We start from the raw sequence: 16336 nt of genomic DNA, 5'->3' as shown, positions 1-16336 counted from the left end.
TCCTCGCTCGTGCCCCGGCCCCGGGTCGCGGTGGCCGGACGGCTCACTGGAGATGCACTCACGAAACGCAAGAGTATGCCTGTCCGCTGTCCACACAATTTCGGTGCCGCTCCACCCCGTGATCAACTAGACAGGTGACGCGTGCAGACCTGAGCAAGGACCCGCAGGCCGTGGCGGCGATGTTCGACAACGTGGCCGAGGGGTACGACCGGACCAACGCGGTCGCGACGATGGGGCTGGAGAAGCTCTACTGGCGGCCGGCGACGCTGGCCGAGATCGCGCCCCGGAAGGGGATGAAGATCCTCGACCTGGCGGCCGGTACCGGTGCGTCCAGCATCCGGCTCCGGGAGTCCGGCGCCGAGGTGGTGTCGTGCGACTTCTCGGTCGGCATGCTCACGGTCGGCAAGCGTCGGCACCCGGAGTTGGACCTGATCGCCGGCGACGCGCTCCGGCTGCCGTTCGCCGACGACATGTTCGACGTGGTGACGATCTCCTGGGCGCTGCGGAACGTGAACGACGTCACGGTCGCGCTCGCCGAGATGCTCCGGGTCACCCGCCCGGGCGGGCGGCTCGTCGTCCTGGAGCAGTCGCATCCGACCTGGAAGCCGTTCCGCGTGGTGTACCTGGAGTACATGATGCGCGCGGTGCCGGCGGTCGCGAAGGTGGTTTCGACCAACCCGGAGGCGTACGAGTACCTGGCCGAATCGACCCGCGCCTGGCTGCCGCAGGAGCCCCTCGCCCGGGCGATCCAGGAGGCCGGCTGGACCCGGGTCCAGTGGCGGAACCTGACCGGCGGGCTGGTGGCCATCCACCGGGGCGTCAAGCCCAGTTAATTACGCAACGGAACTTAAGCGTAAATGGCTTGCCTGCAAGGAGGTTGGGGCGAGTTTCGTGTCCACGTCAGGCAGTCCTAGACTGTCGGGTGAAGAGGGTTCGTGAATGCCTTCACTAATGGGCACGGACGAGCGCACAGCCCCCAATCCAGGCCGGGAAGAGATGAGCCAGAGCGTGCCGAGCGGGCAGCAGGCGGAGACCGCCGATGTGATCGTCGTCGGTGCCGGACCCGCCGGATCAGCAGCCGCGTACCACCTGGCGAACGCCGGTCTCGACGTCCTGCTGCTGGAGAAGACCGCGTTCCCGCGGGAGAAGGTGTGCGGCGACGGGCTGACCCCGCGCGGCACCAAGCAGCTGATCAACATGGGCATCGACATCTCCGAAGAGGCCGGCTGGATCCGCAACTACGGCCTCCGCATCCAGGGCGCCGGGCACCAGTTGCAGCTCGACTGGCCGGACCTGTCCAGCCACCCGAACTACGGCCTCACCCGGAACCGGATGGACTTCGACGAGATGCTCGCCCGGCAGGCCGAGAAGGCCGGCGCGCGGCTGCGTGAGCGGACCAACGTGACCGGCCCGATCGTCGACAGCCGCGGCAACATCGTCGGCGTCACCGCCAAGCCGGTCGACGACAACGGTCGCCGCGCGGGTGACGACCTGGAGTACCGGGCACCGCTGGTGATGGCCGCCGACGGCAACTCGTCGCGGCTCAGTATCGCGATGGGGCTGCACAAGCGCGACGACCGCCCGATGGGGGTCGCCGTCCGGACGTACTTCACCAGCCCGCGTACGCACGACGACTACCTCGAGTCCTGGCTGGAGCTGTGGGCCGCGGACCCGAAGCAGCCAGGCGGCAAGGTGCTGCTCCCGGGCTACGGCTGGATCTTTGGCATGGGCGACGGCACTGTCAACGTCGGCCTCGGCATCCTGAACACCTCCGACGCGTTCGGCAAGGTCGACTACGCCGACCTGCTGAAGCAGTGGCTGAAGGTGACGCCGGAGGAGTGGCAGTTCCGCGACGAGTTCCAGACCATCCCGATCCGCGGGGCGGCGCTGCCGATGGGCTTCAACCGGCAGCCGCACTACACCCGCGGCCTGATGCTGCTCGGCGACGCCGGCGGCATGGTCAACCCGTTCAACGGCGAGGGCATCCCGTACGCGATGGAGTCCGGGGCACTCGCCGCCGAGGTCGCCGCCCAGGCGCTGCGCCGGCAGCCGAACCAGCGCGAGCGCGCGCTCTCGGCGTACCCGAAGGCGCTCAAGCAGGAGTACGGCGGCTACTACACGCTCGGCCGGATCTTCGTGAAGCTGATCGGAAATCCGGAGGTGATGCGGCTCTGCACGAAGTACGGTCTGCCGCGCACCACCCTGATGAAGTTCACCCTGAAGTTGCTTGCCAACCTCACCGACCCGCGCGACGGGGACGTGATGGACAAGATCATCAACGGGCTCACCAAGCTCGCTCCTGCCGCCTGAGCGGTGGGTCGGGTGAGCTGAGCCACAGCAGTACTGATAACAACTGGTAACACCAGACACAGACAGAACACCGGCTGAAGGAGGGAGCACGAGAGCGATGCACCCATATACACCGATTCTCGCTCTTGGTGTGCTCGCGCTGCTCTTCGTTGCGGGCAGCATCACGATTAGCGCGCTGGTCGGCCCGAAGCGCTACAACCGGGCCAGGCTGGACTCGTACGAGTGCGGCATCGAACCGACCCCGCAGCCGGTCGGCGGTGGCCGCTTCCCGGTGAAGTACTACATCACCGCGATGCTGTTCATCGTGTTCGACATCGAGATCATCTTCCTCTACCCGTGGGCGGTCGCCTTCGACCAGATGGCACTGTTCGGGCTGGTCGAGATGGTCATCTTCATCGTCACCGTCTTCGTCGCGTACACCTACGTGTGGCGGCGCGGCGGACTGGAGTGGGACTGACATGGGTCTTGAGGAACAGCTTCCGGCAGGCGTCCTGCTGAGCACGGTCGAAGGACTGCTCGGCTACATGCGCAAGGCCTCGTTGTGGCCGGCAACCTTCGGGCTGGCCTGCTGCGCCATCGAGATGATGACCACCGGCGCCCCGCGCTACGACGCCGCGCGGTTCGGCATGGAGGTCTTCCGGGCGTCGCCGCGGCAGGCCGACCTGATGATCGTGGCCGGCCGGGTGAGCCAGAAGATGGCCCCCGTGCTGCGCCAGATCTACGACCAGATGCCCGGCCCGAAGTGGGTGCTCGCGATGGGCGTCTGCGCCTCCTCGGGCGGGATGTTCAACAACTACGCGGTCGTCCAGGGCGTGGACCACGTCGTCCCGGTCGACATGTACCTGCCCGGCTGCCCGCCGCGGCCCGAGATGCTGCTGGACGCGTTCCTGAAGATCCACGACCAGATCCAGCACATGAAGCTCGGCGCGCACAAGAAGGCACTGCAGACCGAGGAGGAGGCCGCGGCCCTCACCGCCGCGCCGACCATCGAGATGAAGGGGCTGCTCCGATGAGCGACTCCCAGCCGGAGAACCTTCCGGCTACCGCTGCGGGGAGTGACGCGCAGACGCCGCAGGCCGAGGTGATCGACCAGCGCGAGGGCATGTTCGGTGTCCGCGGCTCCGGTGACACCTCCGGGTTCGGCGGTCTGCGCCGCCAGGTCGCGCTGCCCGGTGCGACCCCGAGGCCGTACGGGTCCTGGTTCGACGGCGCGGTGGACCGGCTCGAGGGCCTGGTCGCCGACGGCGCGGTCGAGAAGGTCGTCGTCGACCGCAACGAGCTGACCCTGCACATCAAGCGCGAGAACCTGGTCGACGTGTGTCAGCACCTGCGCGACGACGAGGCGCTCCGCTTCGAGTTCTGCTCCGGTGTCAGCGGGGTGCACTACCCGCACGAGACCGGTCGCGAGCTGCACGCGGTCTACCACTTCCTGTCGATCACGCACAACCGCCGGATCCGGCTGGAGGTGTCGGCGCCCGACGGCGACCCGCACATCCCGTCGATCGTCGCGGTCTACCCGGCCAACGACTGGCACGAGCGGGAGACCTGGGACATGTTCGGCATCGTCTTCGACGGGCACCCGGCGCTGACCCGGGTCCTGATGCCGGACGACTGGCCGGGACACCCGCAGCGCAAGGACTACCCGCTCGGCGGGATCGACGTCGAGTACAAGGGCGCTGTCATCCCACCGCCCGACACGCGGAGGTCGTACAACTGATGACCACAACAGATCCGTACGCGACGACCCGGGACACCACCGAAGGCAAGGTCTTCACGGTCACCGGCCAGGACTGGGACTCCGTCGTCTCCGGTCTCGGCGAGGAGCCCGAAGAGCGCGTCGTCGTCAACATGGGCCCGCAGCACCCGTCCACGCACGGCGTCCTGCGGCTGATCCTGGAGCTCGACGGTGAGAACGTGACCGAGGCCCGCTGCGGCATCGGCTACCTGCACACCGGCATCGAGAAGAACATCGAGTTCCGGTCCTGGACGCAGGGCGTCACCTTCGTCACCCGGATGGACTACCTGTCGCCGTTCTACAACGAGGCGGCGTACTGCCTGTCGGTCGAGCGCCTGCTCGGGATCGAGGACCAGATCCCGGAGAAGGCGAACGTCATGCGGGTGCTCCTGATGGAGCTCAACCGGATCAGCAGCCACCTGGTCTGTATCGCCACCGGCGGTATGGAGATCGGCGCGCTGACCGTGATGACGATCGGCTTCCGCGAGCGCGAGAAGACGCTGGACCTGTTCGAGCTGATCACCGGCCTGCGGATGAACCACGCGTTCATCCGGCCGGGCGGCGTCGCGCAGGACCTGCCGGCGGGTGCGCTGGACAAGATCCGCGAGTACATCACCTGGATGAACAAGCACCTGGTGGAGTACGCCGAGCTCTGCAACGCGAACCCGATCTTCAAGGCCCGGCTGCAGGACGTCGGCTACCTGGACCTGGCCGGCTGCATGGCGCTCGGCATCTCCGGCCCGACGGTCCGTTCCACCGGGTACGCGCTGGACCTGCGCAAGTCGCAGCCCTACTGCGGCTACGAGACGTACGACTTCGACGTACCGACCTGGGACTCCTCCGACGCCTACGGCCGCTTCCGGGTCCGGCTGCAGGAGATGCACGAGTCGCTGAAGATCGTCGAGCAGTGCGCCGACCGGCTGGAGAAGATGGACGGCGAGCCCGTCATGGTGGCCGACAAGAAGATCGGCTGGCCGAGCCAGCTGGCCGTCGGCGCCGACGGGATGGGCAACTCCCTCGACCACATCAAGCACATCATGGGCGAGTCGATGGAAGCCCTGATCCATCACTTCAAGCTGGTCACCGAGGGCTTCCGGGTGCCGGCCGGCCAGGCCTACGTGGCGATCGAGTCGCCGCGTGGCGAGATGGGGGCGCACGTCGTCTCCGACGGCGGCACCAAGCCGTTCCGGGTGCACTTCCGTGACCCGTCCTTCGCAAACCTGCAGGCGATGCCGATCATGTGCGAGGGCGGCCAGGTCGCCGACGTGATCGTCGCCGTCGCCAGCCTTGACCCGGTGATGGGTGGAGTGGACCGCTAAATGGCCGAGAACCACGCGACTGCTACCGACAAGACGGTGCCCTACAGCACCGGCGACTCGAAGATCACCGACGCCACCATCGCGGAGATGCGCGAGCTGATGGCGCGGTACCCGCAGGCCCAGTCGGCACTGCTGCCGATGCTGCACCTGGTGCAGTCGGTCGAGGGCCGGGTCACCCCGGAAGGCATCGAGATCTGCGCCGAGCTGCTCGGGCTGACCGGCGCCGAGGTGTCGGCGGTGGCCACCTTCTACACGATGTACAAGCGCCGCCCGGTCGGCGACTACCACGTCGGCGTCTGCACCAACACGCTGTGCGCGGTGATGGGCGGCGACCTGATCTTCGACCGGCTCAAGCAGCACCTCGACGTCGGTAACGACGAGACCACCGAGGACGGCAAGATCACCCTCGAGCACCTCGAGTGCAACGCCGGCTGCGACTACGCGCCGGTGATGATGGTCAACTGGGAGTTCTTCGACGACATGACGCCGGAGACCGCGACCCAGCTGGTCGACGACCTGCGCGAGGGCACCGAGGTGAAGTCGCCGCGCGGTGCGACGATCTGCAGCTGGCGTGAGACCGAGCGCGTGCTCGCCGGTTTCCCCGACGGACGCGCTGACGAGGGCCCGACCGGCGGCAAGGCCTCGCTGGCCGGCCTCCGCCTGGCCCGCGAACGCAACTGGACCGCACCGAACGGCAACAACGGCAACAACGGCGCCCCGGCCCCGCTGGACCCGGTCCCCGGACCGCGTCCGGAGGACCAGCCCGGCCGTGAGTCGCAGGCCGTCCACACCGACGACGCCCGGAAGGAGGACTGACCATGGCTGACACGCTGACTCCGGTGCTGTCCGACAACTGGGACCAGATCAGGTCCTGGCAGCTGTCGTCGTACCAGCGCTCCGGTGGCTACGACGCGCTCCGCACGGCCTTCACGATGCAGCCCGCCGATGTGGTTGCCACGGTCAAGGACTCCGGTCTGCGCGGCCGTGGCGGCGCGGGCTTCCCGACCGGGATGAAGTGGTCGTTCATCCCGCAGGACAACCCGAAGCCGAAGTACCTGGTGGTGAACGCGGACGAGTCCGAGCCGGGCACCTGCAAGGACATCCCGCTGATGATGGCCTCGCCGCACACGCTGGTCGAGGGCGTCATCATCTCGTCCTACGCGATCCGCGCGTCGGTGGCCTTCATCTACGTCCGCGGTGAAGTGCTGCACGTGATCCGCCGGCTGCAGCAGGCGGTCCAGGAGGCCAAGGACGCCGGCTTCATCGGCCAGAACATCCTCGGCAGCGGCTACGACCTGGACGTCGTCGTGCACGCCGGCGCCGGTGCCTACATCTGCGGCGAGGAGACGGCGCTGCTGGACTCGCTGGAAGGTCGTCGCGGTCAACCTCGGCTGCGTCCCCCCTTCCCGGCCGTGGCCGGTCTGTACGGCTGCCCCACTGTTATCAACAACGTCGAGTCGATCGCATCAGTTCCCGCCATCATCAAGAACGGCGCGGACTGGTTCGGCTCGATGGGCACCGAGAAGTCCAAGGGCATGACGCTGTACTCGCTGTCCGGGCACGTTACGCACCCGGGCCAGTACGAGGCGCCGATGGGCATCACGCTGCGCCAGCTGATCGACCTGGCCGGCGGGGTCCGTGAGGGCCACGAGCTGAAGTTCTGGACGCCGGGTGGTTCGTCGACGCCGCTGCTGACCTCCGAGCACCTGGACGTCCCGCTGGACTACGAGGGTGTCGGGTCGGTCGGCTCGATGCTCGGTACCAAGGCACTGCAGATCTTCGACGACTCGGTGTGCGTCGTCCGCGCCGTGCTCCGCTGGACCGAGTTCTACAAGCACGAGTCCTGTGGCAAGTGCACCCCGTGCCGTGAGGGCACCTGGTGGCTGGTGCAGATCCTCGAGCGGCTCGAGAAGGGGGAAGGGTCCGAGGAGGACCTGGAAACCCTGCTCGACCTGAGCGAGAACATCACCGGCCGTTCGTTCTGCGCGCTGGCCGACGGCGCGACCGCGCCGATCACCAGCTCGATCGCGCACTTCAAGGACGAGTACCTGGCGCACTTCGCCCACGGCGGCTGCCCGTTCGACCCGATGGCAAGCACTGTCTTCGCGACCGCTGGAGCTAGCGCATGACCACTGCTGAAGTGGAGCGGACCGACCTGATCACCGTCACCATCGACGACATCGAGGTCAAGGTCCCGAAGGGCACCCTGCTGATCCGCGCCGCGGAGCAGATCGGGGTGCAGATCCCACGGTTCTGTGACCACCCGCTGCTCGACCCGGTCGGCGCCTGTCGCCAGTGCCTGGTCGAGATCACCGATGCCGGCAACGGCCGCGGGATGCCCAAGCCGCAGGCTTCCTGCACGATCACCGTTGCCGACGGCATGGTGGTTCGTACCCAGGTCAGCTCGCCGGTGGCCGACAAGGCGCAGCACGGGCAGATGGAGTTCCTGCTCATCAACCACCCGCTCGACTGCCCGGTCTGCGACAAGGGCGGCGAGTGCCCCCTGCAGAACCAGGCGATGAGCAACGGCCGCGGCGAGTCCCGGTTCCATGCCAGCCACGGCGTGAAGCGGACCTACCCGAAGCCGATCAACATCTCCGCCGAGGTGCTGCTGGACCGCGAGCGCTGCATCCTCTGCGCGCGCTGCACCCGGTTCTCCGAGCAGATCGCCGGTGACCCGTTCATCGCGCTGATCGAGCGCGGTGCGCTGCAGCAGGTCGGCATCTACGAGAAGGAGCCCTTCGAGAGCTACTTCTCCGGCAACACGATCCAGATCTGCCCGGTCGGCGCGCTGACCAGCGCCGCGTACCGGTTCCGGTCCCGGCCGTTCGACCTCGTCTCGGTGCCCTCGGTCGCCGAGCACGACGCGTCCGGCTCGGCGATCCGGGTCGACTACCGGCGCGGCAAGGTGATGCGCCGGCTGTCCGGCGAGGACCCGCAGGTCAACGAGGAGTGGATCTCGGACAAGGACCGGTTCGCGTTCCAGTACGCGAGCACCGGCGACCGGCTGACGCACCCGATGATCCGCGAGGACGGCGAGCTGCGGCCGGCGTCCTGGCCGGAGGCGCTGACCTTCGCCGCGCAGAAGCTGACCGCGGCCCGGGGCAACACGGCCGTACTGACCGGCGGCCGGCTGACCGTCGAGGACGCGTACGCGTACTCGAAGTTCGCCCGGATCGCGCTGGGCAGCAACGACATCGACTTCCGCGCCCGGCCGCACTCGGTGGAGGAGGCGGACTTCCTCGCCGCCGCCGTGGCCGGCACCGGACTCGGCACGACGTTCGCGGACCTGGAGAAGGCCGGCACCGTACTGTTCGCCGGGTTCGAGCCCGAGGAGGAGACGCCGTCGGTGTTCCTCCGCGTCCGCAAGGGCGTGCGCAAGCACGGCACCAAGGTCTTCACGCTCGCGGCGTTCGGCTCCCGCGGGATCGAGAAGCTCGACGGCGTTGTCGTCCACACGTCGCCGGGCACCGAGGCCGCCGTACTCGGCGACCTGGGCAACGCCGGTGAGGCCGGGGCTGCTGCCCGGGCCGCGCTCGGTGCGGACTCGATCATCGTCGTCGGCGAGCGGCTCGCGAGCTCCCCAGGTGGGTACTCGGCCGCGCTGCGGCTGGCGCTCGACACCGGTGCGCAGCTGGCCTGGATCCCGCGCCGTGCGGGCGACCGGGCCGCGCTCGAGGCCGGCTGCCTGCCGGCCCTGCTGCCCGGTGGCCGGCTGGTCACCGACGCGCACGCGCGCGTGGACATGCAGGCCGCGTGGGGCGTCGACTCGCTGCCGGCCGAGATCGGCAAGGACCTCGGCGAGATCGTCGCCGACCTCGGACCGCAGGGCGCCCGATCGCTGCAGGCGCTGGTGGTTGCGGGCGTCGAGATCGACGACCTGCCGGACCCGGCCGCCGCACTCACCGCACTCGAGGCGGCGCCGTTCGTGGTCAGCTTCGAGGTTCGCAAGTCGCAGGTGACCGAGTACGCCGACGTGGTCTTCCCGGTCGTACCGCCGGTGGAGAAGTCCGGCACCTTCGTGAACTGGGAGGGCCGCGAGCGGCCGTTCCCGGCCGTGCTCAAGGTGCCGACCGCGATGCCGGACACGCGGGCGCTGGCCGCGCTGGCCCAGGAGATGGGGCAGTCGCTCGGGTTCAGCACCACCGAGGGCGCGAAGCGGGAGTTCGACGAGCTCGGCCGCTGGGACGGCGACCGCGCGCAGGAGCCGACGTACCACGCCGGCCCGGCGCTCGGGGCGTTCGACTCCACGCGGCTCGCGACCTGGCGGATGCTGATCGACGACAGCCGGGCCTGCGACGGTGAACCGCACCTGACCGCGACCGCGCGCACGCCGGTCGCCCGGATCTCGCTCACCACCGCGCGCCGGATCGGCGTCGCCGCAGGGGACGAGCTGGCGGTGAGCACCGACGCCGGAAGCATCCGGCTGCCGGTCGTGATCACCCCGATGACCGACAACGTGGTCTGGCTGCCGACGAACTCGGCCGACTCCCACGTCCGCCGTTCATTGCACGCTGACCATGGCTCGATCGTGACGATCGCCGGAGGGAATGCATGATGCCGCTCGCGGTACCTGACGTTGGCGTCGGGCACGATCCTTGGTGGGTCATTCTCATCAAGGTGCTGTTCATCTTCGTCTTCCTGGTGGTGCTGACGCTCTTCAACATCTGGTGGGAACGCCGGGTGGTGGCGCGCATGCAGCACCGGATCGGCCCTAACGTGCACGGACCGTTCGGTCTGCTGCAGTCACTGGCCGACGGTGTGAAGCTGATGCTGAAGGAAGACCTGATGCCCAAGGGCGTCGACCGCGCGGTCTTCGTCCTGGCGCCCGCGATCGTCGCCGTACCGGCCTTCCTCACCTTCGCGGTGATCCCGTTCGGGCCGACGGTGAAGATCCCGGGCACCGACACCTACACCCGGCTGCAGCTCACCGACCTCCCGGTCTCGGTGCTGTACGTGATGGCGATCGCCTCGATCGGCATCTACGGCATCGTCCTCGGCGGCTGGTCGTCGAACTCGACGTACTCGCTGCTCGGTGGTCTGCGCTCCAGCGCCCAGATGATCTCCTACGAGGTCGGCATGGGCCTGGCGCTGGTGACGGTGTTCCTGTTCGCCGGCTCGATGTCCACCTCGGAGATCGTGGCCGCGCAGGGGCACCAGACGGTGCACTGGTTCGGCGCGAACATACCGCTGCCCGGGTGGTACGCGTTCCTGCTGTTCCCGTCCTTCGTGATCTACGTGATCTCGATGGTCGGTGAGACCAACCGGGCGCCGTTCGACCTCCCGGAGGCCGAGGGCGAGCTGGTCGCGGGCTTCCTGACCGAGTACTCCTCGATCAAGTACGCGATGTTCTTCCTGGCCGAGTACATCAACATGGCGACCGTGTCCGCGCTGGCCACCACGCTGTTCCTGGGCGGCTGGCGGGCGCCGTGGCCGATCTCGATCTGGGACGGCGCGAACTCCGGCTTCTGGCCGGTGCTGTGGTTCATGGGCAAGCTGATGTGCTTCATCTTCTTCTACATCTGGCTGCGCGGAACGCTGCCGCGACTGCGCTACGACCAGTTCATGAAGCTCGGCTGGAAGGTCCTGATCCCGGCCTCCCTGGTCTGGATCCTGCTGGTGGCCACGGTCCGCGCGGTCGGCCGGGAGACGAACAACGACCTGCGGAACAAGCTGCTGCTGATCGCGATCGCGGTCATCGTCGTGCTGCTCGTCGTCAGCGCAATCCAGGGGCGGATGGCAGAGCGGGCCGAGAAGGCCGAGAAGCAGGCTGAGGAGGCCGCACCGGTGAGTGAGTTCGACGCCTTCGCCGGCGGCTTCCCGGTGCCACCACCGATCACCACTCAACAGTCCGAGACGAAATCGGGGGCAGCCTCCCGTGGCTAGTGTCAAAGAGTCCCTCTGGGACCCGGTAGCCGGGTTCGGCGTCACCTTCCGGACGATGTTCCGGAAGGTGTTCACCGAGCAGTACCCGTTCGAGAAGAAGCCGACCGCCCCGCGGTTCCACGGCCGGCACCAGCTGAACCGCTGGCCCGACGGGCTGGAGAAGTGCATCGGCTGCGAGCTGTGCGCGTGGGCCTGCCCCGCGGACGCGATCTACGTCGAGGGTGCCTCCAACACCGAGGGCGACCGGTTCTCGCCGGGCGAGCGGTACGGCCGGGTGTACCAGATCAACTATCTGCGCTGCATCCTCTGCGGTCTGTGCATCGAGGCCTGCCCGACCCGGGCGCTCACCATGACCAACGAGTACGAGCTCGCCGACACCAGCCGCGCGTCCCTCATCTACGAGAAGAAGGACCTGCTGGCGCCGCTGCTCCCGGGCATGCAGGAGCCGCCGCACGAGATGCAACTGGGCACGACCGAGAAGGACTACTACCTCGGCCTGACCGGTGCGGCGAAGCCCCAGGGAAGTCAGGCGCAGGGGGGTGACGCCAAATGATGCCCCTGGTCACCGGCTCGCAGGTCGCGTTCTGGCTGCTGGCCCCGGTCATGATCCTGGCCGCGATCTGCATGATCCTGGTCCGTAAGGCGGTGCACTCGGCGCTGCTGCTGGCGACCGTGATGGTCTGCCTCGCGGTCCAGTACGCCGCGCAGGACGCACCGTTCCTGTTCGCGGTCCAGATCATCGTGTACACCGGCGCGATCCTGATGCTGTTCCTGTTCGTCCTGATGCTCGTCGGCGTCGACGCCTCGGACTCGCTGGTCGAGACCATCCGCGGGCAGCGGCTGCTGGCCGGGATCGCCTTCGTCGCCTTCGGCGTCCTGCTCGTCGCCGCGGTCGGCAATGCGATCTACGGGCACCCGACCGGCCTCGCCGACGCGCAGCCGGACGGCAACCCGAAGGGCATCGCGCAGCTGCTGTTCGGCAAGTACGTGTTCGCCTTCGAGGTGACGTCGGCGCTGCTGATCACCGCGGCGATGGGCGCCATGATGCTGGCCCACCGCGAGCGGCTGACCAAGAAGAAGACCCAGCGCGACCACGCCGAGGAGCGGATCCGCAAGTACGCCGAGCAGGGGATCCACCCGGGCCCGCTGCCGACACCCGGCGTACTGGCCCGGCACAACGCCGTCGACACCCCGGCGCTGCTGCCCGACGGGTCGATCGCACCGACCTCGGTTTCGCGTGTGCTCCAGGCACGTGGCACGGTGTTCCCCGAGTCCGAGGAGCGCGCGGACGTCGAAGAGGTCCGCGAACTCGACCTCGGCGAGGCCTACCCGCGCGAGGCGGAAAGCACCGACACGACTGGATTCGTGAAGGAGGACGAGAAGTGACTACCGAGCCGTACATCGTGCTCGCGGCGATTCTGTTCAGCATCGGCGCGCTCGGCGTGCTCGTCCGCCGGAACGCGATCGTCGTCTTCATGTGCGTGGAGCTGATGCTGAACGCCACCAACCTGGCGTTCGTCAGCTTCGCCCGCCAGCACGGCAACCTCGACGGCCAGATCGCCGCCTTCTTCGTGATGGTGGTGGCCGCGGCCGAGGTGGTTATCGGGCTGGCCATCATCATGGCCATCTTCCGTACGCGTCGCTCGGCCTCGGTCGACGACGCCAACCTGCTCAAGTACTGAGGTAAGCAACCGATGAGTCATGAGCTGACGTGGCTGCTGGTCGCGGTACCGGCCCTGTCCGCGGCGATCCTGTTGCTCGGTGGCAAGGCCACCAACACCTGGGGTCACCTGCTGGGCACGCTGGCGCCGGTGATCTCCTTCGCCTTCGGCGTCGTCCTGTTCGTCCAGATGAGAAGCCACTCGGACGACGAGCGGTCCGAGACGGTCCGGCTGTTCGAGTGGTTCTCGGTCGGCCACATCAAGGTCGACTTCACGCTGCTGATCGACCCGCTGGCGATCCTGTTCGTGCTGCTGATCACCGGTGTGGGTTCGCTGATCCACATCTACTCGATCGGCTACATGGAGCACGACCCGCGGCGGCGCCGGTTCTTCGGCTACCTGAACCTGTTCATCGCGTCGATGCTGCTGCTCGTACTGGCCGCCGACTACCTGCTGGTCTTCGTCGGCTGGGAGGGCGTCGGTCTGGCGTCGTACCTGCTGATCGGCTTCTGGCAGCACAAGAACTCGGCCGCGGTCGCCGCGAAGAAGGCGTTCGTGGTGAACCGGGTCGGTGACATCGGCCTCTCGCTCGCGGTGATGAGCATGTGGGCGCTGTTCGGCTCGTCGGCGTTCTCCACGGTGAACGCCGGTGCCCCGCACCTGTCGAAGACCTGGGCCACGCTGCTCGGCCTGATGCTGCTGCTCGCCGCCTGCGGCAAGTCCGCGCAGGTGCCGCTGCAGTCCTGGCTGCTGGACGCGATGGAGGGCCCGACCCCGGTGTCGGCGCTGATCCACGCGGCGACGATGGTCACCGCGGGCGTCTACCTGGTGGTTCGTTCGCACGCGATCTACGCGGTCACCGACGCGGCCTCGACCGCGGTGGTGATCGTCGGTACGGTCACCGCACTCGCCGGTGCGATCATCGGTTGCGCCAAGGACGACATCAAGAAGGCGCTGGCCGGTTCGACGATGAGCCAGATCGGCTACATGATGCTCGCCGCCGGCCTCGGCCCGGTCGGGTACGTGTTCGCGATCTTCCACCTGCTCACGCACGGCTTCTTCAAGGCGAACATGTTCCTCGGCGCCGGATCCGTGATGCACGGTATGGACGACGACGTGAACATGCGCCACTACGGTGCACTGCGGACGCCGATGAAGATCACCTTCGTCACGTTCGCGTTCGGCTACCTGGCGATCCTCGGCATCCCGCCGTTCGCGGGCTTCTTCAGCAAGGACAAGATCATCGAGGCCGCGTTCGCGGACAACACGGTGATCGGTCTGTGTGCGCTGCTCGGCGCCGGCATCACCGCGTTCTACATGTCGCGGGTGATGCTGATGACGTTCTTCGGCAAGAAGCGCTGGGCCGAGGATGTGCACCCGCACGAGTCCCCGAAGGTGATGACGTGGCCGCTGATCATCCTGGCCGCGCTCTCGCTCGGTGGCGGTGCGCTGTACTTCGTCGGTCACTGGATCGTGAACTGGCTCGAGCCGATCGTCGGGCACGAGGAGGCGCACCCGCCGCTGAACGCCACGGTGATGACGATCATCACGCTCGCGGTGGTCGCGGTGGGAATCGCGATCGCGGTCATGATGTACCGCCGGGAGATCCCGCGGGAGGCGCCGGCCGGTTCGCCGGTCACCCGGTTCGCACGGCGTGACCTGTTCGGCGACGCGCTCAACGAGGCGGTCCTCATGCGCCCCGGTCAGTACCTGACGCGGACGCTGGTCTGGCTCGACAACCGGGGCGTCGACGGCCTGGTGAACGGGCTGGCTGCGCTCTTCGGCGGACTGTCCGGCCGGCTGCGCCGGTTCCAGACGGGCTTCGTCCGTTCGTACGCACTCAGCATGGTCTTCGGCGCCGCATTCGTGGTCGTCGCCCTCCTCGCGGTGAGGTTGTCGTGAACATCGGTTGGCTGACCCTGTTACTGCTCCTGCCGTTCGTGGGAGCCATCGTGACGATGCTGGTCCCGAAGGCGAAGGCTCTGCTGTCCAAGCAGGTCGCGCTCGGGTTCTCGCTCGTCACGCTGGTCCTGACCGCGATCGTCGCGATCGGTTACCACAACAACGGCGGCGAGAAGTACGCCGAGACACACACCTGGATCAAGGCGTTCGGCGCGCACTACGCGCTCGGCCTCGACGGGGTCGGCGTGGTGCTGGTCGTACTGACCGCGCTGCTGACGCCGATCGTGCTGATCGCCTCCTGGAACGACGCGCAGCACGGCCGCTGGTCGGAGAAGTCCTTCTTCGCCTGGATCCTCGGCCTCGAGGCACTGTCGATCGGCGTCTTCTCCGCCACCGACGTGTTCCTGTTCTACGTGCTGTTCGAGGCGACGCTGATCCCGATGTACTTCCTGATCGGTGGCTTCGGCGGCCCGCAGCGTTCGTACGCCGCGGTGAAGTTCCTGCTGTACTCGCTGCTCGGTGGTCTGCTGATGCTGGCCTCGGTCGTCGGCCTGTACGTCGTCTCCGCCAAGCACGGCGACCCGTCGTACCTGCTGGCCGACATGATCAAGCTCGACATGAGCCAGAACACGGAACGCTGGCTGTTCCTCGGCTTCTTCTTCGCCTTCGCGGTGAAGGCGCCGATGGTGCCGTTCCACACCTGGCTGCCGGACGCGGCCGGTGAGGCGACGCCGGGGACGTCGGTGCTGCTGGTCGGCATCCTGGACAAGATCGGCACCTTCGGGATGATCCGGTTCTGCCTGGGCCTGTTCCCGAACGCATCGCAGTGGGCGACCCCGGTGGTGCTGGTGCTGGCGCTGATCTCGGTGCTGTACGGCGCGCTGCTGGCGATCGGCCAGACCGACATCAAGCGGCTGATCGCGTACACCTCGATCTCGCACTTCGGCTTCATCGTGATGGGCATCTTCGCGCTGACGTCGCAGGGCCTGACCGGGTCGACGCTGTACATGTTCAACCACGGTCTCTCCACCGCCGCGTTGTTCCTGGTCGCCGGGTACCTGATCTCCCGGCGCGGATCCGCGCGGATCGCCGACTACGGCGGGGTGGAGAAGGTGGCGCCGGTGCTCGCCGGTACGTTCCTGTTCGCCGGCCTGTCCAGCCTGGCGCTGCCCGGCCTGTCGCCGTTCATCTCCGAGTTCATGGTGCTGGCCGGAACCTTCAGCCGGCACAAGGTGATCGCGGTGATCGCGGTGGTCGCCATCGTGCTCGCCGCGCTGTACATCCTGCTGATGTACCAACGCCTGATGACCGGGCCGGTCCGCGACGGGATCGAGAAGCTGAAGGACCTGAACGCGCGTGAGGTGCTGGCGATCGCACCGCTCGTGATCCTGATCATCGGCCTGGGCATCTTCCCGAAGCCGGTGATCGACATCATCAAGCCCGCGGTCGACTCGACCATGCAGCGGGTGGGCGTGACCGACAAGGCACCGCAGATCCCCGTGACGGAGGGACAGAAGTGAGCG

The 16336-nt window shown here is 67.8% G+C and carries 15 protein-coding genes; all 15 read left to right on the top strand.

The genetic code is table 11. The annotated features are described in order from the left end of the window. Window positions 1-134: 134 nt before the first annotated feature. The 15 genes from ACGFI6_RS20640 (at window position 135) to ACGFI6_RS20570 (ending at window position 16333) form a co-directional block, all read left to right on the top strand. The gene (locus ACGFI6_RS20640; RefSeq protein WP_393120726.1) at window positions 135-833 is read left to right on the top strand and encodes a demethylmenaquinone methyltransferase; all 699 of its coding nucleotides are present in this window, start codon (window positions 135-137) and stop codon (window positions 831-833) included. A gap of 163 nt (window positions 834-996) precedes the next feature. Further along, window positions 997-2310 (top strand): geranylgeranyl reductase family protein, encoded by a 1314-nt coding sequence (locus ACGFI6_RS20635; RefSeq protein WP_393120725.1) that lies wholly within the window; start codon window positions 997-999, stop codon window positions 2308-2310. 97 nt (window positions 2311-2407) lie between these two features. Then, window positions 2408-2767 carry an NADH-quinone oxidoreductase subunit A gene (locus tag ACGFI6_RS20630; protein WP_393120723.1) on the top strand — a complete coding sequence of 120 codons (360 nt, stop codon included), beginning with the start codon at window positions 2408-2410 and terminating at the stop codon, window positions 2765-2767. A gap of 1 nt (window position 2768) precedes the next feature. Then, complete coding sequence (locus tag ACGFI6_RS20625; protein ID WP_393120721.1) at window positions 2769-3323, top strand: NuoB/complex I 20 kDa subunit family protein; 555 nt, start codon at window positions 2769-2771, stop codon at window positions 3321-3323. Next, window positions 3320-4027: an NADH-quinone oxidoreductase subunit C gene (locus ACGFI6_RS20620; RefSeq protein ID WP_393120719.1), complete on the top strand. Its 708-nt coding sequence runs from the start codon at window positions 3320-3322 to the stop codon at window positions 4025-4027. The genes ACGFI6_RS20625 and ACGFI6_RS20620 overlap by 4 nt, the downstream gene beginning before the upstream one ends. After that, a complete protein-coding gene (locus tag ACGFI6_RS20615; RefSeq protein ID WP_393120718.1) occupies window positions 4027-5364 on the top strand; it encodes an NADH-quinone oxidoreductase subunit D in 1338 nt (445 codons plus the stop codon). Before ACGFI6_RS20620 ends, ACGFI6_RS20615 begins: the two co-directional genes overlap by 1 nt. Continuing rightward, on the top strand, window positions 5365-6180 hold the full coding sequence (nuoE, locus tag ACGFI6_RS20610; protein WP_393120716.1) for an NADH-quinone oxidoreductase subunit NuoE: 816 nt from the start codon (window positions 5365-5367) through the stop codon (window positions 6178-6180). A 2-nt stretch (window positions 6181-6182) separates the two neighbouring features. Then, window positions 6183-7493 (top strand): NADH-quinone oxidoreductase subunit NuoF, encoded by a 1311-nt coding sequence (gene nuoF, locus ACGFI6_RS20605; RefSeq protein ID WP_393120713.1) that lies wholly within the window; start codon window positions 6183-6185, stop codon window positions 7491-7493. Beyond that, window positions 7490-9922 carry an NADH-quinone oxidoreductase subunit G gene (locus ACGFI6_RS20600; RefSeq protein ID WP_393120711.1) on the top strand — a complete coding sequence of 811 codons (2433 nt, stop codon included), beginning with the start codon at window positions 7490-7492 and terminating at the stop codon, window positions 9920-9922. Before nuoF ends, ACGFI6_RS20600 begins: the two co-directional genes overlap by 4 nt. Further along, complete coding sequence (gene nuoH, locus ACGFI6_RS20595; RefSeq protein ID WP_393120709.1) at window positions 9919-11250, top strand: NADH-quinone oxidoreductase subunit NuoH; 1332 nt, start codon at window positions 9919-9921, stop codon at window positions 11248-11250. The genes ACGFI6_RS20600 and nuoH overlap by 4 nt, the downstream gene beginning before the upstream one ends. After that, window positions 11243-11803: an NADH-quinone oxidoreductase subunit NuoI gene (gene nuoI, locus ACGFI6_RS20590; protein WP_393120707.1), complete on the top strand. Its 561-nt coding sequence runs from the start codon at window positions 11243-11245 to the stop codon at window positions 11801-11803. Before nuoH ends, nuoI begins: the two co-directional genes overlap by 8 nt. Beyond that, a complete protein-coding gene (locus ACGFI6_RS20585; RefSeq protein ID WP_393120705.1) occupies window positions 11800-12636 on the top strand; it encodes an NADH-quinone oxidoreductase subunit J in 837 nt (278 codons plus the stop codon). Before nuoI ends, ACGFI6_RS20585 begins: the two co-directional genes overlap by 4 nt. Beyond that, window positions 12633-12932 (top strand): NADH-quinone oxidoreductase subunit NuoK, encoded by a 300-nt coding sequence (nuoK, locus tag ACGFI6_RS20580; RefSeq protein ID WP_130384807.1) that lies wholly within the window; start codon window positions 12633-12635, stop codon window positions 12930-12932. The genes ACGFI6_RS20585 and nuoK overlap by 4 nt, the downstream gene beginning before the upstream one ends. A 12-nt stretch (window positions 12933-12944) precedes the next feature. After that, window positions 12945-14813, top strand: a complete 1869-nt coding sequence (nuoL, locus tag ACGFI6_RS20575; protein ID WP_393120703.1) for an NADH-quinone oxidoreductase subunit L — start codon at window positions 12945-12947, stop codon at window positions 14811-14813. Further along, complete coding sequence (locus ACGFI6_RS20570; RefSeq protein WP_393120701.1) at window positions 14810-16333, top strand: NADH-quinone oxidoreductase subunit M; 1524 nt, start codon at window positions 14810-14812, stop codon at window positions 16331-16333. The genes nuoL and ACGFI6_RS20570 overlap by 4 nt, the downstream gene beginning before the upstream one ends. Window positions 16334-16336: the final 3 nt, after the last annotated feature.

The organism is Kribbella sp. NPDC048928, from assembly GCF_043197975.1.
GTDB lineage: Bacteria > Actinomycetota > Actinomycetes > Propionibacteriales > Kribbellaceae > Kribbella.
The sequence above is the reverse complement of the archived record's forward strand: the minus strand, read 5'-3'. Positions and strand labels throughout refer to the sequence as shown.

Coding starts and splice junctions, on each gene's coding strand:
- ACGFI6_RS20635 (WP_393120725.1), top strand. CDS start 997: ATGAGCCAGAGCGTGCCGAGCGGGCAGCAGGCGGAGACCGCCGATGTG.
- ACGFI6_RS20630 (WP_393120723.1), top strand. CDS start 2,408: ATGCACCCATATACACCGATTCTCGCTCTTGGTGTGCTCGCGCTGCTC.
- ACGFI6_RS20625 (WP_393120721.1), top strand. CDS start 2,769: ATGGGTCTTGAGGAACAGCTTCCGGCAGGCGTCCTGCTGAGCACGGTC.
- ACGFI6_RS20620 (WP_393120719.1), top strand. CDS start 3,320: ATGAGCGACTCCCAGCCGGAGAACCTTCCGGCTACCGCTGCGGGGAGT.
- ACGFI6_RS20615 (WP_393120718.1), top strand. CDS start 4,027: ATGACCACAACAGATCCGTACGCGACGACCCGGGACACCACCGAAGGC.
- nuoE (WP_393120716.1), top strand. CDS start 5,365: ATGGCCGAGAACCACGCGACTGCTACCGACAAGACGGTGCCCTACAGC.
- nuoF (WP_393120713.1), top strand. CDS start 6,183: ATGGCTGACACGCTGACTCCGGTGCTGTCCGACAACTGGGACCAGATC.
- ACGFI6_RS20600 (WP_393120711.1), top strand. CDS start 7,490: ATGACCACTGCTGAAGTGGAGCGGACCGACCTGATCACCGTCACCATC.
- nuoH (WP_393120709.1), top strand. CDS start 9,919: ATGATGCCGCTCGCGGTACCTGACGTTGGCGTCGGGCACGATCCTTGG.
- ACGFI6_RS20585 (WP_393120705.1), top strand. CDS start 11,800: ATGATGCCCCTGGTCACCGGCTCGCAGGTCGCGTTCTGGCTGCTGGCC.
- nuoL (WP_393120703.1), top strand. CDS start 12,945: ATGAGTCATGAGCTGACGTGGCTGCTGGTCGCGGTACCGGCCCTGTCC.